Here is a 22,238-nt window from a genome sequence, read left to right on the forward strand (position 1 = left end):
TGGTCACTGCGACTTCGGGGGCTCGGCGCGCCCGGATTCGCCCTCGGCGCCGCCGTTGCGGTCGGTGTCCGAACTGCCCTCGGCCTGGTTCGTGCCGGAACCCTCGGCGGATGCCTGGCCGCCCTGCTGCTGGCCGCCCTGCTGCTGGCCGCCCTGCTGCGAGTCCTGCTGCTGCGAGCCCTCCGACTGGTTGCGGTTGATGAAGCCCTGCACCTGGTCGCTCGCCTTGTCGATCTTGTCCTGGTACTTGCCGCCGGTGGCCTTGTTCAGCTGCTCCTTGGCGCTGTCGATGCCCTTGTTCGCGCTCGGCCCGGCCTTTTCGGCCGCTTCCTCGGCCTTGCCGCGCGCTTGCTGGGCCAGGTTCTTGGCCTTGTCCATGAAACCCACTGCTGCCTCCAGCTCTCTCGGTCGATGGCGACCCGGCGTCGGCGCGACTCAGCTGCGTACCGCCGGTGTCCGCGTGCGTTCATGGTGTCATCACCGTCGCGTGCTGGAAAATCATGCGCTCGCGCGGTGCGGTACCAGCGGGCGACGTCGGCGGTGATCGTCCGGCAGCTTCCGGCAGAATGGGGGCATGGCGGATCCGCGTCCGAGCATCCACTCCCGTGCGGCGGCCACTCCTCCTGCTGAGACGGCCCCCTCCGGTGAGGCGGGTTCTGCCTCCGGCGGGGTGGGTGCTCCGTCCGCGGAGCCGGACCCCGCCGTCGAGGCGGCTGTTTCCCCGAACGGGGCGGCTGCTCCCTCCGGTGGGTACTCCGGTGCAGGCGGCGCGGAGGACGCCCGGCTTCGCGCGGCGGAACGGGCGCGGCGGCGTCGGCGGCTCGATCGGATCTTCGGCACCGTCCTGCCCGAGGTGACCGAGGACGACCGCGGCAGCCCCGCCACCGGCAACCCCACCACCGGCAACCCCGCCACCGGCGAGGACTGGCACGTCCAGAACCGGCCTCCGCACCACGAGGCGCGCTGAGCGGGCACGGGTTCTGCGGCGGGAGCAACTCAACCCTCAGCGCAGTGCGACGGTGACCGCTTCCCGCGCCGCGGCCGCGGCGATGGAGGCAGCCGACTCCCGTGGCAGCCCGACCAGCACGATCCGGTCGGCGGAGTCGCTCCCGTCCGGTGCGCGCATCGCCAGCACGGGGGCGTTCTCCGCGAGCACCGCTGGTCCCGTCGCGTGCGCGGCGGCACTGACGAGGTCCACTCGGCGTCCCGGTTCGAGGAACGTCGCCACCGCCGGGTCGCTGAGCCTGACCGGAACAGCGGCGCTGTCCGGATCGCCGGTGCTCGCGCGCGTGGCCGCGGGCCCGAGCAGGCGCACGTCGGTGAGCGCCTCACCGGACCGCACCGGTGTGGCCGGGGCGCGGCCGAGCGCCCCCTCGGCCTGCGTGAGCGCGCCGCGCGGGACGGCGTCCTCGGCCACGGCTCGGCGGGTGAGGTCGGCGCGTGCCAGCGGCTGGCCCGGTGGCAGGTCGCGCGCGGCCGCGAGCACGTGCGTGCGCCCGTCCGGCTGGGCGGGTGGAACGAAGGCGAGCACACCCGAGCAGCACAGCAGCAGCACCGCCGCGATGCGCCGCGCCGCGTGCAGGCGCGGGCCGGTGAGCGCCAGCCACGTGGTGCGCAGTTTGGTGAGCAGCCGGACGTGCGGTGCTTGCGCCGTCTCCCGTGCTTCGGACATCCGTTCCCCCTTGCGCTGTCGGACCTGTCCGAAGCTAAGCGGGTACGACCAGCCGTGTCAGTCGATTCGGCGCTGCCTGTGGACAACTCGGCCCGCTGTGGATGATCGCCGTGACGACATCCCTCTGCGGAGGGAGAACCGACCGCACGAGCAGGTGGGCCTTGGCGGCTGTGCCTGATCGGTGCCAGGCGGCTCAGGCAGTGTCAGGCGGCTCAGGAGTCGCGCCAGGCAAGTCGGAGGGCGCCAGGCGGCGTCAGGAGGACGAGGAGGAAGACGAGGAGGCGGCCGCCTTCGAGGAGGACCCCGAGCCGGAGGAACCCGAGCCGCTGCTCGAGCCGTTCGACCCGCCGGAGTTCGAGCCGGACCCCGAGGAGCTCGACTCGCCCGCGGAGGCGCCGGAGTTCGACCCCGAGTCGCCGCCGCTGCCCGAGTCACCGCTGCCCGAGTCGCCGCCGCTGCTCGAGTCGCTGCCCGAGTCGCTGCTCGAGGTGGACCCGTTGTTGCCGTTGGACCGGTTGTCGGTGCGGTAGAAGCCGCTGCCCTTGAACACCACGCCCACGGAGTTGAACAGCTTGCGCAGCCGGCCGGTGCACTCCGGGCACTCGGTCAGGGAGTCCTCGCTGAACGGCTGCACCTGTTCGAAGCGGTGATCGCACTGGGTGCACGCGTACTGGTAGGTGGGCACGGCGGTTACCTCCGACATCCGTATTGGCACTCTCCGCGCAGGAGTGCCAATACGATAATGCGTCACCCACCGGCCCCGTGCAATCGCATCTACGTCACACCCCGGTGGGGGCGTCGGCCGGCTCGTGCTGCTCCAGCGGCAACCGCACCACACCGCGCCGCGGCGTGAGCACCCGGGGCATCCGCACGTCGTGCTCCTCACCCGGCAGCTCCGGCACGAACTCCTCGTCCCGCACCACCGCGACCAGCTCGGCCTCCGGCGCGGCCAGCGGCAGCGACCGGTCGTAGTAGCCGGCGCCGCGGCCCAGCCGCGTCCCGCGGTGATCCACCGCCAACGCCGGCACGACGAGCGCACCGGCCTGCCCCACCGCCTCGGGGCCGAGGCGGTCACCGGCGGGTTCGAGCAGCCCGTACGTCGCCGGCTGCAGGCTGTCCGGGCCCGTGTACTCGGCCCAGTCCAGCGGCCGCCCGCGCACCACGACCGGCACGAGCACGCGGTGGCCCGCCTGGAGCAGCGACTCCAGCAGCTCCACCGAGCCGGGCTCCTCGCCGACCGGAACGTACCCGGCGACCGTCGTGACGGACTTCTCAGCCAGCCACTCCGCCACGTGCTCCGTCAGCGCCGCGGCCTCGGCCGACCGCGCGGAGGGGTCGAGCTCGCGGCGCCGCTGCAGCAGGTGCTCGCGCCAAGCGGACTTCGATGTCGGGAAATTTCGCGATGCGCTCACAGCCCCACTGTAGGGAAGGCCGATAGGCTGCGGCGGTATGAGCATGCCCGCACCGATTCGAACCGCAATCGTCCCCGCGGCCGGCCTGGGTACGCGGTTCCTGCCGGCCACGAAGTCCGTGCCCAAGGAACTGCTGCCGGTCGTGGACACGCCCGGTATCGAACACGTCGCCAACGAGGCCGCCGAAGCGGGAGTGCGGCGCCTGGTGGTCGTGACGGCGCCGGAGAAGCGAGCCGTCGTCGAGTACTTCCAGCCGCAGCCCGAGCTGGAGAGCATGCTGCGCGAACGCGGCAAGGACAAGCTGGCCGACAAGGTCCGGCACGCCGCGGAGCTCATCACCGCCGAAGCCGCCGTGCAGGAGGAAGCGCTCGGCCTCGGGCACGCCGTGGCCTGCGGCGAAGCGAACCTGGACGCGGAGGACGACGCGGTGGCCGTGCTGCTGCCGGACGACCTCGTCCGCCCGCACGGCGTGCTCGACCGGATGGCTGAGGTCCGCGCGCGCCACGGCGGCAGCGTGCTGTGCGCGTTCGAGGTGCCGCAGCAGCAGGTGTCCTCCTACGGCGTGTTCGACGCCGAGGACACCGACGCCGACGACGTCAAGCGCGTGCGGGGCATGGTGGAGAAGCCGGCCCCGGAGGAGGCGCCCTCCGCGCTCGCCGCCGCCGGCCGCTACCTGCTGGACCGCGCGGTGTTCGACGCGCTGCGGCGGATCGAACCGGGTGCCGGTGGCGAGTTGCAGCTGACCGATGCCGTAGCGTTGCTGATCTCGGAGGGTCATCCGGTGCACGTCGTCGTCCACCGGGGTGAGCGACACGACGTGGGAAATCCCGGCGGTTTCCTCAAGGCCGCGGTGGACTTCGCGTTGGACGATCCGGAGTACGGCGCGGATCTGCGGGAATGGCTGGTGCGTCGGGTGGCCCCGTGAAGCGCGGTACCGGCGTACCCGGGGCACGCGGGAGGTCGACACCCATGAGGTCAGTGGACGAGCAGCTCGCACGTGTACTCACTGCGGCCGTGCGGCCCGCCCCTGTTCGGGTCGGGATATTCGAAGCGCAGGGCATGCTGTGCGCGGAGGAAGTGGTCGCCGAGCACGCGCTGCCCGGTTTCGACCAGGCCGCCGTCGACGGTTGCGCGGTGCGCAGCGTCGACGTGCGAGGCGCCGTGGAAGGAGCACCGGTGCTGCCGGTGGTCGGTGAGATCGCCGCCGGCTCGAACCACCCGCATCGGTTGCAGCCGGGACAGGCGGCCGCCGTGGCGACCGGGGCGCCGCTGCCGACCCTGGCCGACGCGGTCGTCCCCTGGGAGGAGGTCGAGCAGCACGAGGGCCACGAGAACGCGGTCAGCGTGCTGCACCCGGTCCCGTCCCGCGCCTACGTCCGCCGGACGGGTGAGGACGTGCAGCCGGGTGACGTCGCGGTGCAGCGCGGCTCGCCGATCGGCCCCGCCCAGGTCGGGTTGCTCGCGGCAGTGGGCAGGGAGAAGGTGCTCGTGCATCCCCGGCCGCGCGTGTCGGTCATCTCGCTCGGCGAGGAACTCGTCGACGTCGACCGCACCCCCGGGGCGGGCCAGGTCTACGACGTCAACTCCTACGCACTGGCCGCAGCGGCCCGCGACGCGGGCGCCGACGTCACCCGCGTCGGTGCGCTCGGCGGGGACCACCGCCGGCTGCGCGAAGTGGTCGAGGGGCGGCTGCTGCTGTCCGAGGTCGTGGTCATCGCCGGCGGCGGCGGAAAGGGCAACGAGCGCGTGCGCACCGCGCTGTCCGACCTGGGGGAGATGGATCTCACGCGGGTGGCGATGCAGCCCGGCTCGGTGCAGGGCTTCGGCCGCCTCGGACCGGACCGGGTGCCGACGTTCGTGCTGCCGTCCAACCCGGTCAGCGCGCTGGCCGTGTTCGAGGTGATGGTGCGGCCGATGATCCGCTCCGCGCTCGGCAAGGCGAACCCGCACCGGCGCACCATCGCGGCCACGCTGCTGTCGCCGCTGAGCTCACCCGCGGGGCGGCAGAGCCACATCCGCGGACAGCTGCTGCGCGACCCGCACAACGGCAGTCACCACGTGCAGCCGGTCGGCACCTCGGGGGTGCACCTGCTGGCCACGCTGGCCGAAGCGAACTGCCTGATCGTCCTCGCCCCGGAGGTGACGGAGGTCGACGCGGGCGACGAGGTCGACGTCCGGTTCCTGTCCGTCCGCTCGTGAGGCTCGGATGCCTCCTCCCGCCACGCCCGAGCCCTTCCCGGGCAGGCATCCCGGGTGGCCCGCGCGGCTCGGCCCGCTGGCCACGCCCCGCGGCGTGGTGCGGCTACGCCCACCGCACCTGCGCGACGCGCGCGCCTGGAGCCGCACGCGGGTGCGCGACCGCGCCTACCTGCAGCGCTGGGAGCCGACGTCCCTCGGCAACTGGCAGGAGCGGCACGCCGCGCTGGCCTGGCCGGGCCAGTGGGCCACGCTGCGCGGCACCGCGCGGCGCGGCGAGGGGCTGTCGTTCGTCATCGCCGTCGACGGCGAGTTCGCCGGGCAGCTGAGCGTCGGCAACATCGTCCGCGGAGCGCTGCGTTCCGGCTGGATCGGCTACTGGGTCACCGAACGGCTCGCCGGCGGCGGCATCGCGACCTGCGCGCTCGCCATGGCGGTGGACCACTGCTTCGGGCCGGTGGGGCTGCACCGCTTGGAGGCCACCGTGCGTCCGGAGAACGGGGCGAGCATCCGCGTGCTGGAGAAGGTCGGGTTCCGCCGCGAGGGGCTGTTCGAGCGCTACCTCGACGTGGCCGGCCAGTGGCGGGACCACTTCGTGTACGGGTTGACCGCGGAGGAGACCGGGGCGGGTGTCGTCGCCTCGCTGCTGGCGCGGGGCTGGGCGCACCGCCCGGAGTAGGTGCCCCGCGGCCGGGGTCCGCCCGGTTTTTCGCGCGATTCGGAGCGGTCCGCGACATGCGGGTTCGTCTCCGCCGCGGAGCGGGTGCGGTGGACTACTTTCGGTGCGGACCCGGTTGTCGCGTTTCGCCGAGCGCATCGAATCGGCGTGGCTGCCACACAGCAGTGGCGAATGTGGCTAGTGTGACGCGTGAAGGCATGTGCGGCCGGCGACCAGGGGGAGGTGGCGAGGCGTGCTCAGTTCGTTGATCTTCGCCGCACTGGCGGTGGCGTGGTTGGTCGTGCTGGTGCCGATGTTCGCTCGCCGTCGACAGGAAGTGTCCACGACCACCGACAGCGCGCTGGCGGCACGTGTGGTGCGTCGCGGCAGCGATGCGCGGGCTGCGACCACAGTGCGGGGAGGGACCACCGTCCAAGCGCGACCCGATTACGTGGAGGAGGCCGACGGGATGCCGGGCAGCGACAGCGACGAGTTCACCGACGAGCGCGTCGAGCACGACGGTGAGGTCGTCGATTCCGACCGGGACCACGACTACGACGACGAGGCGGATACGCGCCGCGTGCACAGCGAGGACGCGCGCGCCGGGCGGCGCTACCGGCCGGGTCGCGGTGGCTTCGATCCGGAGGCGGCCGCGCTCGCCGCGCGGGCCAAGTACGCGCGGCGCCAGCGGATCGTGCTGATCCTGCTGGCCGCGGCGGTGGGCACCGCCCTGCTCGCCGGCTTCGCCTGGACGCCGCTGTGGTGGGTGCACGGCCTGGTGGACCTGTCGGTCGTCGGATACCTGACCTACCTGCGCCGGCAGGTGCACATCGAGGAGGACGTGCGCAACCGCCGGCTGGCGCGGATGAACGGCGATCGACGCCCCGACGGGGACGAAACCGACTACTACGACCACGAGGCCGACCACGACGGGTACGCCGAGTACGACGACTACGACGAACGGGACGACGAGGACCGGGAGGAGCGTGCCGATCCGGCGCAGCGGCGCACCGGGACCGTGGCGCACCTCTCGCACGCGGAACCGGTGGCGCTCGACGACGAGGACCCGCTGTTCGACGAGCTGGACGAACGCACGTGGGAGCCGCCGTACCGGCGGGCAGCGGGGGAGTAGCGGACCTCACAGGCGGGGGTGTCCCGAGTGCGCCGCACACGCTTGTTAAGCTGTCCCTGCACAACCGAAATGGGGCTGTAGCGCAGGAGGTAGCGCGTCTCGCTCGCATCGAGAAGGTCAGGGGTTCGACTCCCCTCAGCTCCACACAACAGCCAGGTCGCCCGCGACCGATCTTCTTCAGGCCCTGGTCGGCGAACTTCGCCGACCAGGGCTTCGTTCGTCTCGGCCGATGGCGGAGCATGGAGGAGATGGCACCGCAACCGGGGAGTGGCCGAGCCGCTGTCCACAGTGAGCTCGACTCCACTGCCCGCTCCACGCGCGAGCACCCGACGTCGACCATCCCGTCCGTCCGGACCCACCGGTGGCGGCGGGGCCGGCCCACAGCAGTCGGAGAGGTCATGTCGCAAGCCACCATGTCGCGTTCGACCGGCATGCCGCCGCTGGCCACGTGGGTGGTGCTGCTGATCGCGGCGGTGGTCGCGCTGGTGCACCTCGCGGCGAGCTTCGACCCCGGGTACTGGTTCGACGAGGCCTACATGCTGGCCATCGGCCGCAACCACCTCGACTGGGGATCGGCCGACCAGCCGCCGGTGACGCCGCTGCTGGCCAGGCTGATGGATTGGATCGCGCCGGGTTCGATGCTCGCGCTGCGACTGCCCGCGGTGCTGGCGACCGCCGCCGCGGTCGTGGTCGCCGCGCTCATCGCCCGCGAGTTCGGCGGTGACCGCCGCGCCCAGGTGATGACGGCCGGCGCGCAGGCCACCGCCCTGTGGGCCGCCATGGCCGGCCACTGGCTCGCCCCCTACACCCTCGAGCCCCTGCAATGGCTCGTTCTCCTCTGGGCCCTGGTGCGGTGGATCCGGGTGCGCGACGACCGGTTGCTGCTCCTGCTCGGCGCGGTCGCCGGCATCGCCGCCGAGACCAAGTTCCAGGTGCTGCTGCTGTGCGCCGTCCTGCTGCTGAGCGTGCTCGTGTTCGGCCCGCGGCAGCTGCTGCGCCGTCCGAAGCTGTGGTTCGGGGGCGGGATCGGGGCGCTCATCGCACTGCCGACGCTGGCGTGGCAGGCGGTGCACGGTTGGCCGCAGCTCAGGATGGGTGAGGTGGTGGCCGCGGAGGCCCCCGAGCTGTACGGGGGGCGAATCGGGATCGCGGTTGCGCTGATCTGCATCGCCGGAGTCGCCGGGACCGTGCTCGCCGTCTACGGCCTGTGGCGGTTGCTGCGCGCCGAGGAGCTGCGCTCCTACCGCTTCCTCGCGGTGACGTTTCTCGTGCTCTACGTCGTCTTCGTGGCCACGCTCAGCCGCCCGTACTACCTGGGCGGATTTTGCGGGCTGCTCGTCGCGGTCGGCGCGGTGGGGTTGCAACGGCGCCGAGAAGCGGGTCAGCGCCGCCGGCGGTGGATGGCGTGGCCGGCCTTCGCGCTCAGCGCCGCAGCAGCCGGTGGCATGTTGGTGTCGGGGTTCACCTCCACCGACGAGTACGGCTCCAGGGGGATGCAGGACAGCGAAGCGAGCGACTCCACAGGTTCGGAGGTCGCGCAGCGCACCGCCGCCGCGTACCGCGGCTTGCCAGAGCACGAACGCGACCGCACCGCCATCATGGGCGAGACCTACATCATCGCCGCCTACATCGACAGCTATGCGCCCCAGTACGACCTGCCGAAGGCGCACAGCAGCAACCGCAGCTACGGCTACTTCCCACCGCCGCCCGAGACGCAGGACCAGGTCCTCTACGTCGGCACCGACCCCGCCGAGCTGCGCCCCCACTTCACGGAGGTGCGCAGGGTCGACGGTGCTGCCAACGCTTCCGAGGCGAGCGTGTGGCTGGGCTCCGGCAAGCGCGAACCCTGGGAGTCGCTCTGGCCACGCCTGCGGCACTTGGACGTGTCCTGAGCGGCGCGGCGCCGCCCTGCAGCGCCGCGCCGCGTGCCCGCCCCGTTGGATCCCGCCGCGTTGGATCCACCCCGTTGCGCCCCGCCCGTTGGATCCCGCAGCAGTCGCCGCATCCCGCAGGTCGCCGGGTGGAGCAGCGGATCAGGCCCGGTCCAGCTCGGTGCGGGCCGTGTGCCCGGTGACGGAGATCGGATCCCGACGGCGCGAGTAGCGGCCCGCGGTGACCAACGCCAACAGGCACGCCACCAGCGCCGCCGCCGCGGTGACCCCGAATGCCGCCGTCGCACCGTGCACATCGGACAACTGGCCGGACAGCGAGGAGCCGACGGCGTATCCCACGACGACGCCGCTGTTGAGCGCACCCATCGCCGTGGCCAGCCGGTCGGCGGTGACGACCCGCTCAGCCAGGCTGAACACCGTGATCATGTACGGACCGACGGCCGCGCCGAGGATCGGCAGGATGCTGGCCAGCGACCCCGTGCTGTCGGCGAACAGCACCACCGGAACGGACAGGGCCAACATCGCCGCGGTCGTGGCCCGCAACCGCGCCGGCAGGTCGAAACTCCTGGGCAGGGCAGCCGTTCCGAGTCCGGCGAGTGCGCTGGTCACCCCCATCGTCGCGTAGAGCACACCGGCCAGACCCGGCTGACCGGCCTCCCCGGCCAGCGCGGTTGCCCCGGTCTGCACGCTGCTGAAGATCATGCCCTGCAGCACCATGGCCACCAGCAGTCCCAGCAGCAACGGGTCGAACGCCCGCCGACCTCCGATGCGGCGGGCCCCCTCGGCGGGGCGAGCGTGGTCCACCTGGCCCGCCGGGGACGTGCGGTGCAGCGCGAACACCGTGCCGGCCGCACCGCCCAACACCGCGGCGAAGGGCAACGTGGCTTCCGCGCCCGCGACGGCGCCGAACAGTCCCACCAGCGCCGGTCCGACGACGAATCCGAGTTCGTCCAGCGCCCCTTCCAGGGAGAACGCGGTGCTCGTTGCGGCGGCGGGACGTTCGTGCCGCTGCACGAGGTGGATCCAGCGGGTGCGGGACAGCGGCCCGATCGGCGGGATGGTCAGTCCGGCGGCCAACGCGGCAACGGCGCACAGCCACAGCGCGGCACCGTGCACGGCGATGAGGGTGAGCACCACCAGCAGCGCGGCGTTGACCAGGGCCACCGGGGTGATCACGGCACGCTGCCCGTGCCGGTCGGTGAGCCGCCCGATCAGCGCGCTGCCGACGGCCTGGCCGATCGCCAGCGCAGCTGAGGCCAGCCCGGCGGCACCGAGGCTGCTCTGGGTGGCGCTGATCAGCAGCAGCACCCCCATCGGTGCCATGGTCTGCGGCATCCGGGCCGAGAAGGCGACCACCGGCAGGACGGGGCCGCACAGGGACAACAAGTTCCGATAGGAGACGCGCTCCGGCACGACGCCTCACTTTTCCGGCGTGCCCGCCCACCCCCGGCACGCTCGTGCCCGATACAAGCGCTGTGCATGAAGACGGCGACCGGAACCATCGAGGGCCGGTCGCGCGGGCGGTAGATCTCGCCCGGCACCGCCCAGAATACGCGTCTGCCGGAAGGACCCGGAACAGGGGCGCACCGGAACAGGGGCGCACCGGAACAGGGGCGCACCGCAGGTCAGCGGGTCGGCTCGTCGGGATCGCCGTCGGCATCGCGGTCGAAAAGGTCTTCCTCCCGAGGGTCGGCAGGTCGCCACGCACGTCATCGGCGACGGTGCGCCGAACGAGGTAGTGACCCGCGCGTTCGTCATCTCGGTTGTTCGAGCGAAGCACCGCTTTCGAGGTCGGAGGTGATGTGCGGGACTTTCTCACCGAAAACCCAGCTGAGCCGCTTCTTCGTTCTGTGGAGCAGAAAGCTCTTGAGCGGGTCCGCGCAGTACTGGACCACTGCCGGGTGACGGGGCGGTGACTTGCACGTCAGAAGCGCCAGTACGCGCAACGCCGGCAGCAGCGGCTTGGCATCGGTGATCACGGTAAGCCCGAGCGCGTCGGTCAGCCGCTTCCAGACTTGTCGCACGCAGGCGGTGATGACCCTCTTGTCGATCACGGAGAGCTTGCGCACGTGGTACGACTCCGTGATTTTCGCCGTCACCGTGCGGGGCACCGCGTTGAGCAGGTGGTTCGACTCCTCGATCACGAGCACCAGCTGGACGAGCAGCTCGCACCAGAAGTGCTCCGCCATGGCCCGGCGGGTCTCGGTTCGGAGTGGTCCGACGGTCCTTTCGACGTCATCGAGCACTTCTCCGAGGAGGTGTCCCACCGCTTCGGCCTGCTCGTCTTCCGAGGAAGCCGTTGCGAGCGCGCGGTCGGTGCGCGCGGGGTCGGTCCCGAGGCCTTCCAGGCGTTCGACAGGGCCGTTCCCCCGTTCCGCCAGCCTCCGTCGGCGGAACCACTTGATCAGGTCGAGGCGTGTCGAGTCGACGGCCGCCCTCTTGTGCTCGAGAATGGCTTCCGGCCGCTTCTGGTTCTTGGCGTCCTGCTTGGCGCACTCCTGGAGCCAGCGCCGCTCCACGTCTTGTTCGAGGTAGTGCAGGTCCTCCGATGTTTCGTTCCTGACCAGGACGAAGGCACCGAGCCAGCCGTGTTTCGTGCCCGCGCAGTGACCGCACTTGCACCTCTCTCGGATGGCCGTTTCGCAGTTGGGCGGATGTTTGCGGTGCTGTGCCAATTCCTCTCCCGGCGAGACTCGACGGTGACTCACCGGATGTTTCCGTGCGCGGGAGGTACGGCCGTACCGCTGCTCCGGCGAAACTCGCAACGTGGCGGATATCGGAGGAATCCCACCGTTGTCCGCGGCCGTTCGAGTCGCCTGTTGCGTGCAGGTGCGCGTATCCGATCACGAGAAGTGCTCGCGGCTGCGCCGAACGCGCAACGCTGCGCTCAACCGCTGGTCGATCCGTGCGATGGTCCCCGTCTAGCCGGCTCTTCGGCGCCCTCCTCGGCGGACGGATCCGTCGGGCAGGTCACCGAGTCGGGGGCGCTGACCGACCTGCTGCTCCAACTGCTGGTTGATCTTCTCCGCCACCTGTCCTTGCTCACGGCCTGCTTCGCGCCCACGGAGAAGTTGAAGCTGCACCCGCTCGCGCCGCCCGCCAGCGTCAGCATCGCCAGCACCGTGGCGGCACGGTGACCGGACCTCTTCAGCACGTGCTGCAGTGGCCGCTCGTCAGGTGCAGTAGTTCGGCGAGGTGAACACGGCCGCAGCGATGTGGCTTCGTCGGCGTCCTGGGGCCCTGCGTCTGAACACGCTTGCAGGCCCGGGCGCCCGCGGCAGCGGCGACGGTGCGCCCGCGCTGCTTTCGCGGCGCGGGCGCGCTCATCACCCCTCGTTCTGCCGGGCGGCGTTGGCGCGGTTGATGAACTCCATCTGCTCCGGCGTGGGGCCGGAGTGCTCCTGCTCGATCCGTTCCGCATTGTCGGCGTGCATGCGGTAGAGGCTGTCGCGCAGCCCTTCGTCGCCGCCGTGGAACTGTTCGAGCAGACCCATCCACTCGCGGGCCATCTCCTGCGCCTCGGGGGCGGTCGGGTCCGTGCCGGCTTCGACGGCCGCCTGCACCCGCGGGATCAGCTCGCTCCAGGCGGCCTCCACGTTGGCGATGGCCTGTTCGCCGAACTGCCGGCGGCGTTCGGCCAGCGCGGCCAGTTGGTCCTCGTCGAAGTACTGCTTCACGGTCTCGTCCACGATGATCACCTTCCGGATGAGGTCCAGGAAGCTCTCGACCGATGTCGACGGTGATTCCTGCAGCGTCGAGCGCAGCGCGGCCACCTGGGCCTCCAGCCGGTCGAGCGCGGCGCGCTGCTGCTGGAGGTACTGCTGGTGCGCGGCCAGCACGTCGGCGATGTCGGCGGAACCGGCCATCACCGAGGCCGTCTCGTCCAGGGAGAGGCCGAGCTGGCGCAGCGCCAGCACCTGGTACAGCCGCCGCACGTCGCACTCGGCGTAGAGGCGGTGTCCCGACTCTGTGCGCCGCGACGGGCGCACCAGCCCCACGTGGTCGTAGTGGTGCAGCGTGCGCACGGTCAGGCCCGTCGCTGCCGCCAGCTGGCCGACCTTGTGGAGCTGGTCGGAGTTCGCCGACTGCATCGGTTCTCGCTTCCTCCGGCGCCGTCTGCGCCGGTGACGTCGAAGTTAGGCCCTGACGCCGCGTCAGGTTCAAGTCTCGACGCGTTCCCGGTTCGCCGCGACGTGCGTCACCGCAACGCCCGTCCGCCGGGGCCGTCCGCCGGGGGCCGTCCGCCGGGGGCCGGCAACCTGCGGAAACCGACTGCCCGTGTAACCCGGCAATCCGCGGAAACCGACTGCTTGTGGAAGCCGGCCGCCCGGGACGCATCCAGCACCGCGATCACGAGCGTGCGTGCCGAGGCCTTTCGACGGACGGGCCGAGGATGCACCGTGGACCACTCACGATCGTGTGGTGATGATTTGTCCCGCAAAAGTGTGGGGACAGCGCACAATTTTCATGAAAATTGAGTTCTCTGGGGTCGTTCCAGAAAGCGGGTGCCTGGCGCCGCCCGCCCCGTCGCCCGACGGGGAGCAGTTGCCCGACGGGGGAGCAGCGCAGCATCAGCCGTAGAGCGCCTCGATCTCCGTGGCGTAGCGGTCCTCGATGACGCGGCGGCGCAGGCTCATCTTCGGCGTCAACTCGCCCGATTCCGCCGTCCACGGCCCGGCGAAGACCTGGTAGTCCTTCACCTGCTCGACGCGGGCGAGCTGCCCGTTCGCCGCGGACACGTGCTCGTCGAGCGCGGAGTGCACCTCCGGGTGCTGCGCCAGCTCCGCGAGCTCGGCCGTGTCGATCCCGTTGGCCTGCGCCCACGCCGGAGCGGCCTCCTCGTCCAGCACGAGCAGCGCGGTGACGTAGCGGCGCTTGTCGCCGATCGCCACGGCCTGCGCCACCAGCGGATGCGTGCGCAGCAGTGACTCGACCTTCGTCGGTGCGATGTTCTTCCCCGAGGCGGTGATGATGAGTTCCTTCTTGCGGTCGGTGACGGTGACGACGCCGCGTTCGTCGACCGTGCCGACGTCGCCGGAGCGGAACCAGCCGTCCTCGTCGGTTCCCGGGACGATCGTGCCGTCCTCGTGCAGGTATCCGGGCGAGACGACGGGGCCGCGGATGAGCAGTTCGCCGTCCGCGGCCGCGGTGACCTCCATGCCCGGGCCCGGCGAGCCGACCGCGCCCAGCGCGAACAGCTCCGGCGTGCTCACCGTGGCCGCACCGGTGGTCTCGCTCAGACCCCACACCTCGTAGACCGGAAGCCCCACGCTGGCCAGGAACTCCAGCACCGAGGTCGGGATGGGCGCCGCGCCGCTGCACGCGCGGTAGCACTCGTCGAGCCCGATCGCCGCCCGGATCGGCCGCAGCACTCGCTCGTCGACGCGGGCGAACTGCTCGGCGAGCTCCTGCGGAACCTCGGATCCGGCAGAGCGCAGCCGGAATTCGCGCAGCGCGATCTCGCGGGCCTGGTCCACCGCGGTCTTCCGCTGTTCGGGCAGCGCGTCGAGCTCGGTCCGCAGCCCGGTCGCGAGCTTCTCCCACACCCGCGGAACGCCGAAGAACCCGTGCGGGCGCACCTCGGCCAGCGTCGGCAGCAGCTGCGACTGCTCGGGGCAGATGGTGACGTGCCCGGCGTTGACGACGGGCATGTAGATGCCGAGCATGCGTTCGGCGATGTGCGCCAGCGGCAGGTAGGACACCGAACGCGGGTGCTCCGGCACCGGCAGGATGTCCTCCTGCATCAGCGTCTCGTGCACGGCGTTGCGGTGCGACAGCACCACGCCCTTCGGATCACCGGTGGTCCCCGAGGTGTAGACCACGTTCATCGGCTTCTCCGGTGTGGCCGCGTCGGTGAGCCGCTCGAAGTGCGCGCCTGCGTCCTCAGTGGACGGTTCGCCGCGCAGGTCGGCGTAGCTGACGAACCGCGGATCACCGCTCGGCGCGGCGGAGGGGTCGATCACGACGACGGCGCGCAGGTGCGGAAGTTCGTCCAGCACCGGGCCCCAGCTCCGCATCTGCTCGGCGCCCTCCAGCACGACGACCGTCGCGGCGCTGTGGTGGGCGATGAAGCGGATCTGCGCGGTGCTGAGCGTGTCGTAGGTGGTGCACGGCAGCGCGCCGAGGTGCACCGCGGCCAGGTCGACGATCCAGTGCTCGGGCCGTTTCGACATGGCGATGAGCATCCGGTCGCGCTCGCGCAGCCCTGCGGCGGACAGGCCGCGGGTGAGCGCGGCGGTCTCGGTGCGCAGCTGCGACCAGGTCAGGGTGTTCGCGTCGGGGCCGATGCCGCTGGTCAGCGCGGGTTGGTCGGGGTACTGCCGGGCGTTGCGCCGCAGCAGTCCGGTGATCGTGAGTCCGTCGACGGCGCGGCGTACCTGCTCTGCTGTGGACACGGCCTGTTCCCTTCGTCGCGAACAGCGGGCGCACGTTGCCAGGTGGCTCAACGCTGACCCGCTGCCGCCCCGGTGTCAACACTGCCGAGGACGGCCCGTCGGGCTCGGGTTTCCCGAGGCGCTGGATTGCGTCGGTGGCCTCGCCCGGTTCGGCGGGGCCGCTCCGCCGTTCTGCTGACGCTTCGCCGGCAGCGGTGGCGGCCCGCGGCGCACGCCGCTGGCGACGCCGAACGCCTGCGCACGGCGTTCGGCGTGCTCGTTCGCTGATAACATGCGTGCGCAGACAGCTTCGGGTGCGGAGGTGCGGCATGCGTGCTCCCGCGCGTCGGCCCGCGGACCGGTTCGACGACCTCGTCGCCGGCGCCGGCCTGATGGCCGGAGCGGCGAACGTGATCATGCAGCTCGGACTTTCCGGCGTGGGTCACGGAGTCCTCGAGAGCACAGTGGACAGCGGGAACTTGTTCCAGCGCCCGTGGAAACGCGCCCGCACCACGTTCACCTACCTCGCGGTGGCGACCATGGGCACCGATGAGGACAGGCAGGTCTACCGGCGGGCGGTCAACCGCCAGCACGCGCACGTCCGCTCCGGCGAGTCCAGCCCGGTGGCCTACAACGCCTTCGACGCGGAGCTGCAGCTGTGGGTGGCCGCCTGCCTGTACAAGGGCTTCGAGGACTCCTACGAGGCCCTGGCCGGGCAGCCGATCCCGCCGCAGCGGCGCGAAGCCGTCTACGCCGCCTCCGCGCCGCTGGGCACGACGTTGCAGGTGCCGGCCGAGAAGTGGCCGGAAAGCCGGGAGGAGTTCGAGCAGTACTGGCAGCGAGGGCTGCAGGAGGTCTCCATCGACCCGCCGGTGCGGGACATGCTGCTGTCCATCGCCGACCTGCAGTTCCTGCCCGCCGCGCTGCGAGTCCTCTTCGGACGGTTCAACCGGTTCGTCACCACCGGCTTCCTGCCGCAGGCCTTCCGCGAGCAGATGGGTCTGAGCTGGAGCGGGAAGGACCAGCGCCGCTTCGACCGCCTCACGCGCGGCGTCGGGGTGGTGGCGCTGAACCTGCCGCCGTCGGTGCGCCGGTTCCCGCTGAACCTCTTCCTCGCCGACCTGCGCCGGCGCAGGAGGATGGGAAAGCCGCTGGTGTGAGGGCGCTGCTGCCACACGCTGGTCCGCGCGAGCGTCACCCGCCGTTGCTGGAGGCAGCGGAGAGGAAGGCGTTGCGGACGTCCTCCGGCGGTGCCGTCGGAGTGGTGGTCTCGGTGCCGATCCAGACGTAGCGGTTGGTGACCTCGGCCACCAGCTCGTCACCGCGGTGCATCTCGAAGCGCAACGTCAGCGACGTCGTGCCGACGCGTTCGGTGCGGACCGTCACGACGAGCTCGTCGTCGAAGTGGCACGGCGCCAGGTACCGGAGGTTCGACTCGGCCACCACCAGGTCGACGCCCCGCGCGAGCAGTTCGGCGTGCGATCCGAACAGCGCCTTCACGCACTCGAAGCTGGCCATGTCCGCATACGCGAGGTAGTGCGCGTTGAACACGACGCCCTGCGGGTCGCACTCGTGGTAACGCACCCGCAGCGGCATCCGGGAAAGCGGTGTCGCAGTGTTCGTCATCGTGCGAACGTATCCCGGAAGCGGCGGTACGTGCGAAGCGCGACCGATCGCCCGGACCTGCCGAGCTCGTTCGTCTGCGGCAGTTCCGCGGGCGAGGCGCGCTGCGCCCGACCGGGCCGAACCAGCCCGCACCGGAAGCCGCTGGCGGTGCGCTGGCACTGCCCGGCACGCCGCATCACCGCTCGGACGTTCCGTCCGCAGCGAGTCCACCAACGCGCGCGTGGTCTGGGCCAGCCGCTCCGGCGGCACCGGCGAAGGCACCGCCCTGCCGGTCGAGGAGGTCGCCCGGTTGGCCCCGGCCTGCTGTTCGCCGGTCGCGAGACCACCATGATCCGCATCGACCTCGGAGTCCTGCTGCTGATCCGCAATCCCGAGCAGCGAGGCCAAACTGCTCGCCGACCCGGAGCTGCACTCCTCCGAGGCGGAAAAGCGCCCTCGGCGCGGAGTTTCCGCGTCGAGGGCGCTGGTGCGTTCGGCGGTTGCTCAGCCGGTGAACTTGTCGGTCTTCACCGCGGCGAGGAAGGCGTTCCACTGGCCGCGGGTGGTGGTGAAGTAACCGCGACCGCGGTCTTTGGTGTCGCGCACCGCCGCACCGTCGGCGATCCGACCGACCTCGACGCACGTGCTCGTGTTGACGCTCCGAGTGGACTTGCGCCAGTTGCGCGGTTCTTGTGGGGCGCTCATTGTTGCTGTCTCCACTTCTCGATGACACCGGTGATGAGCTCGGATGTCGCTTCAGAGGACAAGGCAGAGTTCAGCACAGCATCGGTGGCGTCACGATAGGCGCTGACGTCGGCCGCCTCGTGCAGGAACAGGCCTGACCGGCGGTTTTCGATCTGCACGACGGGTCCCTCCTGTGACTCGATCAACAGGAACGGCCCTTCGAGCGCCGGGTTCCAACCGCTGATGAAGGGGATGACTCGCAGATCCACGCTGTTGAGCTGGGTCAGCTCGAGCACGTACTCCAGTTGTTCGGCCATCACATCGGCCGAGCCGATCGTCTGCCACAGCGCGGCCTCGCCGATCAGCGCCGTGTAATGCGTCGGGTTGCGACGCGTAATCGCATCGCGTCGACCGACGCGAACCGCCACCCGTGTTTCACGCTCATCCCCGGGAATGTCAGCGGAGGTCATCATCGCGCGTGCGTAGTCACTGGTCTGCAGAAGACCGGGGACCAGCAGCGGCGAGATCTCGGTGATCGTGGTTGCCGTTCGTTCCAGTTCGAGCAATGCGGCCAGCTGCTGACGCTGGGCGGGCAGGCTGGAGGCCACCCAATGCGAGCCGTCGCTGTCTCGGGCGAGCTCGATCAGCTCTTCGCGCGTCTGGTTGTCGGCACCGAGGGCCGAGAGCACGGTCGCCACGTCCACAGGGCGGGGCGCACGTTCCCCTTTCTCCCACCGACCGATGGTGGTGTGGCTCAGTTCCAGCTTGTCAGCGAGCTGCCGCGCGCTGAGTCCGGCGTCTTCGCGCGCGCGACGGAGTTCCACGCCGATGGCCCGCGCTTTCGGGGTGGTGCCAGCCATGTGCCACAGCATAACCGTTTGAGTGAGCGCGATGTTGGTTCACTCGGACGAGGTGTTGTGCCAGTTGGAACTGCAATGGCACTTTATTTGGTGCCAATCGGCACCAAATTCAACACATGCACCGCTGCAGATTGCCTGAGGAAAAGCATGACCTACCGACCGCATCCGTTCTCGTGGTGTCCCGGCGATGGAGCACGACACGCGACCACCGGTCACCGGCCGCAGAGCGGGACCGATGTGACGGCGCTGTGCAGTGCGGCCGTCACCGCCGATCACAGCGATGCCGCGTGGTTGTGGCCGACCTGCGCGGAGTGCAACGCGGCAGCGCACGACATGGCCGGAACGCCGAAGGCGAGGCGGTCCGGATGAGCGCCGCCGACCACCACCTCGCATGCCAGATGCGGAAGGCCTCGCTGATGCTGCACCACGCCACGGAGAACGTGCCGATCGGTCGCGTGGACGCGCACCAGCGGCGCGCGATGGCCGATGCCCTCGAGATCCTGGCGCGCGAACTGCGGCAGGAGAACACAGCCGACCCCGTGATCGAAGGGGAGATCGTCGAATGATCCGGTCGCACAACCGCGAGGTTCAGCAGTGACCGCCGCGGCGATGATCCCCACAGGCCGGGTGCGCCCGCGGCGGATGAGCTGGTCGGGCACGCTGCCGATACCGCAGCCGTCGACTTCGCACCTGGCCTCGGAGTCGCCGCGGCAGCGGTCGCGGAACCACCCCGCGATGCCGTCGCTCGGTGGCTCCGGCTGGCGCCGCGATGCGCCGACGCTGCGGCGCATCCTCGCCGCGCTCGCCGCGCTGTGAGAGGGGTTTTGGAACCGCAGGCTGGAGCTAGAGCCCTGGAGCCGAACCCTGCGCTACATCGAGTCCTGGCGCGGCGCCCCAACCACCACGCGCGAGCGCTCCCGAGCGCGCGTGTTGCGCACGGGCGCCAGCCCCGCGGGAACTCACGTCAACGAACGGTGTTCATCCGAGCACGCACCCCGCGGAAGTGGCCCGTCCGCTCATCGCGTGAGCTGCTCCAGGAACTCCTGCGTCTCGGCGTCGGGGGAGTACACGCAGACTCCCCTCATGCCGCGGGTGAGGAGAACCTTGTAGGTGTTGCGGATGAGCCCCGCGAAGTGCAGATCATTGGCCTTCTTCACAGCGGGATCATGGGAGTAGCTGCGACGTGCAACCCACTGCCCGTCGCGGCGCACGAAATCAGGACCGATGATGACCCCGGCCCAGTCGTACTCGAAACCCTGAGCGGTGTAGATGCATCCGAGCTGGCCGAAGCCGCGTTCGTCGGAGGCCCAGAAGTAGGACTCCGGCGCGTCGGGGACGCGTTTGTCGGGTTTTGCGTTCCACGGGCGTTGCCAATCACCGATGACGACGTCATCGACGAGTCGTTTGCCCTGATCGGTACTGATCGGATCATTCCACGGCCAGCAGTAACCAGCCGCGATGCGCGCGGTGCCACCGCACTCGGAGTGCCGGGCCCGCAGCCATGCTTCCATCTCCTGCGGGGAGCCGGCGCTGGTGACGGCGAAGTCGTCGTCGGTCGAAGCGGCGAGCTCGGTCCATTCCGTCGGCGCGGCCTGTTCGAGCCCGAGGAGTCGTGAGACCCACGTGTCGAACGCTGAGGATCCGCCGCAGCGGAACTGGCCTTGCAAGCGGACGACTTCCACGCTGCAACCGTTCGCTTCCGCCGCTGCGGTGATCTCCTCCAGCGACCCCATTTCTCCTGGGCGCACGTTCTGGTTCTCGTCGAGGAGGAACACGGGCACCGAGGCGACGCCGATCAGCTCGTCGACCTGACGTCCGGCGCGTGCGCGCACGTCCTTCTTGGTGAAGCGGTTGACGCTGGTTTCGCGGATGCGGTGGGCTTCGTCGCAGACCAGGACGTCGAGGTCGCGGGCCTCGGAGTCGACGTAGTTGTTGAAGTACTTGAAAAGTCCCTGCACGCGGGTGTTGCGGCTGCCCGCGATCTTGCGGAGCGTGCGGGTGAAGGCGCCGGATCCGGTGGCGTGATGCACGGTGCGGCCTTGCCGGGCGAGTTCGCCGACCACGTTGAGAGCGATAGCGCTCTTCCCGGAACCGGGGCCACCGAGGACGATCACCACGGTACGGGTGCTGGCGGCGCGAGCTTTGCGGACGGCCTGCATGACCGTTTCGAAGGCGACTTCCTGCTCGTCCAGCAGGACGAGTTGTTCGCGCTCCTGGATCTCCCTGGTCGCGATGTCGAGCAGTGGTTTGGACGGCGCGTGGTGGAAGTCCAGGAACTCGTCAGCCGCTTTGCGCGCGGTGTCGCTGTCACCAGTTCGATCGAGCTTGGACTGCAAGTGGTCGACGAGTTCGCCCCGGTCGTCGAGGGTGAACAGGCGTCCGTAGTCGCTCAGCGCGTGATCGCGCAATGAAGAGACGTCGGAATCGCGCGCGTTGTGCAGGTAAGCGATTCCGTGCACGGAGTGCGGGCGTGCGGCCAGGGCGGGGGTCGAATCGACGAGGTACGAGCAGTAGCGGCGGACCTGCTCCACCGGGTGGAGCAGGTGGTCCGGTCCGTGAGAGGGGACGTGGACGAGTTCCCCGAGTGCCGCTTCGACGTGCGACCACTGCTTCAACTCGACGAGCACGTAGCTGGGTTCCCCGGTCTTGGGGTGCGTCCCGCAGAGCACGGCGTCGACGCGCCGCGGGCTGTGCGGGAGCTTGTGCTCCAGGAGCACCTCGACGTGACCGAGACCGGCGTCGGCGAGATCCCCGAGCAGCACCGGCAGACTGCGTTGCCAGGAACGCACCTCGGAGACTCCTACCCGGGATCCCAACTGGAACTTGGCCTGCTCGTTGAGGAGCAGGTGCAACCGGTCGGCTTTCGCCTCGTCGAGCAGTTCCGCCGCGTTCCGGCGAACCAGCGCCACTTCCAACCCCCACTGGGCACGCGTGGTCCACGCGCGGGTGGGGGCAGCGACGAAGTGGCGACTTCGGTGCCCGTCGGGCCGCGATCTTGCCCCACAAGGCTAATGGATCGATCATGGTGGAGACACCCAGGGCGGGGTGGGCGGGAGCGGGCCCCTCAGCAGTCCTCGTGCCCGAGCTGGTCGTACTTCTGCGCGCTCCCCCTGGACAGCTCGACCGGGTACTTGGCCGCGTTCAGGTTCACCTTCGCGTCCAGAGCCGTCAGGATGTCGATGTCGAGCACGTCCGCCAAGCGCAGCAGGTACGCGAGCACGTCGGCCAATTCGTGCCGCACGCGCTCGCCGGCCGCGGAGTCGTTCATGATCTGGGCTGATTGCTCCGGCGTGAGCCACTGGAAGACCTCGACGAGCTCTCCCACCTCGCCGGACAACGCCATGGCGAGGTTTTTCGGATTGTGGAACTGGTGCCAATCGCGTTCATCCGCGAAAGCGCGCAGGCGCTGTTGGAGGTCCTCAAGGGTCATGTCCAGCAACTGTACGAAGACATGGTGGGGAGCTCGAGTGGCACGGTCCGCACGCCCGCTGTGCCGACCTGCGGCTCACCACCTGCTCCCCGCCGATCAGCTCCCGGTACTGCTCGCGGCGCTCGGGCGCGAGGATGCCGCGCAGCACGAGTGCGGTCTGGCCACCTGGAACTCCGCGGAGTTCGTCACGATCGTCGGGCGCAAGGACGACATGGTCGTCTCCGGCGGGGAGAACGTCCACCCTGTGCACTGCAGGGCGCGCGAGCAGGCCGCCGCCGAATGCGCGCAGGGAATGTTCGAAACCGCCTGAGGAGGGCAACCGC

The 22,238-nt window shown here is 70.5% G+C and carries 25 protein-coding genes, 1 tRNA gene and 1 pseudogene; 14 read left to right on the forward strand and 13 right to left on the reverse strand.

The window, feature by feature from the left end; translation table 11 throughout:
• Window positions 1-3 precede the first annotated feature (3 nt).
• Entirely contained in the window at window positions 4-378 is a 375-nt protein-coding gene (locus ACVGV2_RS02985; RefSeq protein WP_459165848.1) for an antitoxin, read from the reverse strand.
• Between the two features lie 196 nt (window positions 379-574).
• On the opposite strand from ACVGV2_RS02985, the gene ACVGV2_RS02990 reads away from it, so the two are divergent.
• Window positions 575-967, forward strand: coding sequence for a hypothetical protein (locus ACVGV2_RS02990; RefSeq protein ID WP_459164519.1), 393 nt, complete (start codon window positions 575-577; stop codon window positions 965-967).
• 36 nt (window positions 968-1,003) lie between these two features.
• On the opposite strand, the gene ACVGV2_RS02995 is transcribed toward ACVGV2_RS02990, so the two are convergent.
• On the reverse strand, window positions 1,004-1,672 hold the full coding sequence (locus ACVGV2_RS02995; RefSeq protein ID WP_459164520.1) for an SAF domain-containing protein: 669 nt from the start codon (window positions 1,670-1,672) through the stop codon (window positions 1,004-1,006).
• Between the two features lie 200 nt (window positions 1,673-1,872).
• Between ACVGV2_RS02995 and ACVGV2_RS03000 the strand changes: the two genes are divergently transcribed.
• Window positions 1,873-2,202, forward strand: coding sequence for a hypothetical protein (locus tag ACVGV2_RS03000; RefSeq protein WP_459166097.1), 330 nt, complete (start codon window positions 1,873-1,875; stop codon window positions 2,200-2,202).
• Between the two features lie 14 nt (window positions 2,203-2,216).
• Here the strand turns inward: ACVGV2_RS03000 and ACVGV2_RS03005 are convergent.
• Window positions 2,217-2,375: pseudogene (locus ACVGV2_RS03005) on the reverse strand (FmdB family zinc ribbon protein); the annotation flags it as partial.
• 76 nt (window positions 2,376-2,451) lie between these two features.
• Window positions 2,452-3,084: a 5-formyltetrahydrofolate cyclo-ligase gene (locus ACVGV2_RS03010; protein WP_459164521.1), complete on the reverse strand. Its 633-nt coding sequence runs from the start codon at window positions 3,082-3,084 to the stop codon at window positions 2,452-2,454.
• Window positions 3,085-3,121: 37 nt separating this feature from the next.
• Here ACVGV2_RS03010 and ACVGV2_RS03015 point away from each other — a divergent pair, with 37 nt between their 5' ends.
• From ACVGV2_RS03015 to ACVGV2_RS03040, 6 genes are all read left to right on the forward strand, one after another.
• Window positions 3,122-4,009 (forward strand): UTP--glucose-1-phosphate uridylyltransferase, encoded by an 888-nt coding sequence (locus tag ACVGV2_RS03015; RefSeq protein ID WP_459164522.1) that lies wholly within the window; start codon window positions 3,122-3,124, stop codon window positions 4,007-4,009.
• Window positions 4,010-4,053: 44 nt separating this feature from the next.
• Window positions 4,054-5,283 carry a molybdotransferase-like divisome protein Glp gene (glp, locus tag ACVGV2_RS03020; RefSeq protein WP_459164523.1) on the forward strand — a complete coding sequence of 410 codons (1,230 nt, stop codon included), beginning with the start codon at window positions 4,054-4,056 and terminating at the stop codon, window positions 5,281-5,283.
• Between the two features lie 7 nt (window positions 5,284-5,290).
• Window positions 5,291-5,959 (forward strand): GNAT family N-acetyltransferase, encoded by a 669-nt coding sequence (locus ACVGV2_RS03025; protein ID WP_459164524.1) that lies wholly within the window; start codon window positions 5,291-5,293, stop codon window positions 5,957-5,959.
• 232 nt (window positions 5,960-6,191) lie between these two features.
• A complete protein-coding gene (gene sepX / locus ACVGV2_RS03030) occupies window positions 6,192-7,070 on the forward strand; it encodes a divisome protein SepX/GlpR (RefSeq protein ID WP_459164525.1) in 879 nt (292 codons plus the stop codon).
• A 71-nt stretch (window positions 7,071-7,141) separates the two neighbouring features.
• Window positions 7,142-7,214 (forward strand) — tRNA-Ala (locus ACVGV2_RS03035).
• Window positions 7,215-7,468: 254 nt separating this feature from the next.
• Window positions 7,469-8,962, forward strand: a complete 1,494-nt coding sequence (locus tag ACVGV2_RS03040) for an ArnT family glycosyltransferase (RefSeq protein WP_459164526.1) — start codon at window positions 7,469-7,471, stop codon at window positions 8,960-8,962.
• A 141-nt stretch (window positions 8,963-9,103) separates the two neighbouring features.
• Here the strand turns inward: ACVGV2_RS03040 and ACVGV2_RS03045 are convergent, their stop codons facing one another.
• Window positions 9,104-10,375: an MFS transporter gene (locus ACVGV2_RS03045; protein ID WP_459164527.1), complete on the reverse strand. Its 1,272-nt coding sequence runs from the start codon at window positions 10,373-10,375 to the stop codon at window positions 9,104-9,106.
• 341 nt (window positions 10,376-10,716) lie between these two features.
• Entirely contained in the window at window positions 10,717-11,481 is a 765-nt protein-coding gene (locus tag ACVGV2_RS03050; RefSeq protein WP_459164528.1) for a hypothetical protein, read from the reverse strand.
• 333 nt (window positions 11,482-11,814) lie between these two features.
• Here ACVGV2_RS03050 and ACVGV2_RS03055 point away from each other — a divergent pair, with 333 nt between their 5' ends.
• Complete coding sequence (locus ACVGV2_RS03055) at window positions 11,815-12,099, forward strand: hypothetical protein (protein ID WP_459164529.1); 285 nt, start codon at window positions 11,815-11,817, stop codon at window positions 12,097-12,099.
• Between the two features lie 189 nt (window positions 12,100-12,288).
• Here the strand turns inward: ACVGV2_RS03055 and ACVGV2_RS03060 are convergent, their stop codons facing one another.
• Both ACVGV2_RS03060 and ACVGV2_RS03065 read right to left on the reverse strand, forming a co-directional pair.
• A complete protein-coding gene (locus ACVGV2_RS03060) occupies window positions 12,289-13,053 on the reverse strand; it encodes a MerR family transcriptional regulator (RefSeq protein WP_459164530.1) in 765 nt (254 codons plus the stop codon).
• Between the two features lie 480 nt (window positions 13,054-13,533).
• Window positions 13,534-15,357: an AMP-dependent synthetase/ligase gene (locus ACVGV2_RS03065; protein ID WP_459164531.1), complete on the reverse strand. Its 1,824-nt coding sequence runs from the start codon at window positions 15,355-15,357 to the stop codon at window positions 13,534-13,536.
• A gap of 308 nt (window positions 15,358-15,665) precedes the next feature.
• Here ACVGV2_RS03065 and ACVGV2_RS03070 point away from each other — a divergent pair, with 308 nt between their 5' ends.
• Window positions 15,666-16,496, forward strand: coding sequence for an oxygenase MpaB family protein (locus ACVGV2_RS03070; RefSeq protein WP_459164532.1), 831 nt, complete (start codon window positions 15,666-15,668; stop codon window positions 16,494-16,496).
• Window positions 16,497-16,530: 34 nt separating this feature from the next.
• On the opposite strand, the gene ACVGV2_RS03075 is transcribed toward ACVGV2_RS03070, so the two are convergent.
• The 3 genes from ACVGV2_RS03075 to ACVGV2_RS03085 form a co-directional block, all read right to left on the reverse strand.
• Window positions 16,531-16,962, reverse strand: coding sequence for an acyl-CoA thioesterase (locus ACVGV2_RS03075; RefSeq protein WP_459164533.1), 432 nt, complete (start codon window positions 16,960-16,962; stop codon window positions 16,531-16,533).
• 483 nt (window positions 16,963-17,445) lie between these two features.
• Complete coding sequence (locus ACVGV2_RS03080) at window positions 17,446-17,646, reverse strand: DUF397 domain-containing protein (protein WP_459164534.1); 201 nt, start codon at window positions 17,644-17,646, stop codon at window positions 17,446-17,448.
• Window positions 17,643-18,485, reverse strand: a complete 843-nt coding sequence (locus tag ACVGV2_RS03085; protein ID WP_459164535.1) for a helix-turn-helix domain-containing protein — start codon at window positions 18,483-18,485, stop codon at window positions 17,643-17,645. The genes ACVGV2_RS03080 and ACVGV2_RS03085 overlap by 4 nt, the downstream gene beginning before the upstream one ends.
• A gap of 147 nt (window positions 18,486-18,632) precedes the next feature.
• Between ACVGV2_RS03085 and ACVGV2_RS03090 the strand changes: the two genes are divergently transcribed.
• From ACVGV2_RS03090 to ACVGV2_RS03100, 3 genes are read left to right on the forward strand one after another with little or no spacing between them, the layout of a single operon-like run.
• Window positions 18,633-18,854, forward strand: a complete 222-nt coding sequence (locus tag ACVGV2_RS03090) for a zinc finger protein (protein WP_459164536.1) — start codon at window positions 18,633-18,635, stop codon at window positions 18,852-18,854.
• Window positions 18,851-19,051 (forward strand): hypothetical protein, encoded by a 201-nt coding sequence (locus ACVGV2_RS03095; RefSeq protein WP_459164537.1) that lies wholly within the window; start codon window positions 18,851-18,853, stop codon window positions 19,049-19,051. The genes ACVGV2_RS03090 and ACVGV2_RS03095 overlap by 4 nt, the downstream gene beginning before the upstream one ends.
• Window positions 19,052-19,079: 28 nt before the next feature.
• Window positions 19,080-19,301 (forward strand): hypothetical protein, encoded by a 222-nt coding sequence (locus ACVGV2_RS03100; RefSeq protein WP_459164538.1) that lies wholly within the window; start codon window positions 19,080-19,082, stop codon window positions 19,299-19,301.
• A gap of 200 nt (window positions 19,302-19,501) precedes the next feature.
• Here the strand turns inward: ACVGV2_RS03100 and ACVGV2_RS03105 are convergent, their stop codons facing one another.
• On the reverse strand, window positions 19,502-21,394 hold the full coding sequence (locus ACVGV2_RS03105; protein ID WP_459164539.1) for a DNA/RNA helicase domain-containing protein: 1,893 nt from the start codon (window positions 21,392-21,394) through the stop codon (window positions 19,502-19,504).
• Between the two features lie 155 nt (window positions 21,395-21,549).
• The gene (locus tag ACVGV2_RS03110) at window positions 21,550-21,915 is read right to left on the reverse strand and encodes a nucleotide pyrophosphohydrolase (protein WP_459164540.1); all 366 of its coding nucleotides are present in this window, start codon (window positions 21,913-21,915) and stop codon (window positions 21,550-21,552) included.
• Window positions 21,916-21,952: 37 nt separating this feature from the next.
• Between ACVGV2_RS03110 and ACVGV2_RS03115 the strand changes: the two genes are divergently transcribed.
• Window positions 21,953-22,225: a hypothetical protein gene (locus tag ACVGV2_RS03115; RefSeq protein ID WP_459166098.1), complete on the forward strand. Its 273-nt coding sequence runs from the start codon at window positions 21,953-21,955 to the stop codon at window positions 22,223-22,225.
• Window positions 22,226-22,238 lie beyond the last annotated feature (13 nt).

Source organism: Bounagaea algeriensis, assembly GCF_054491375.1.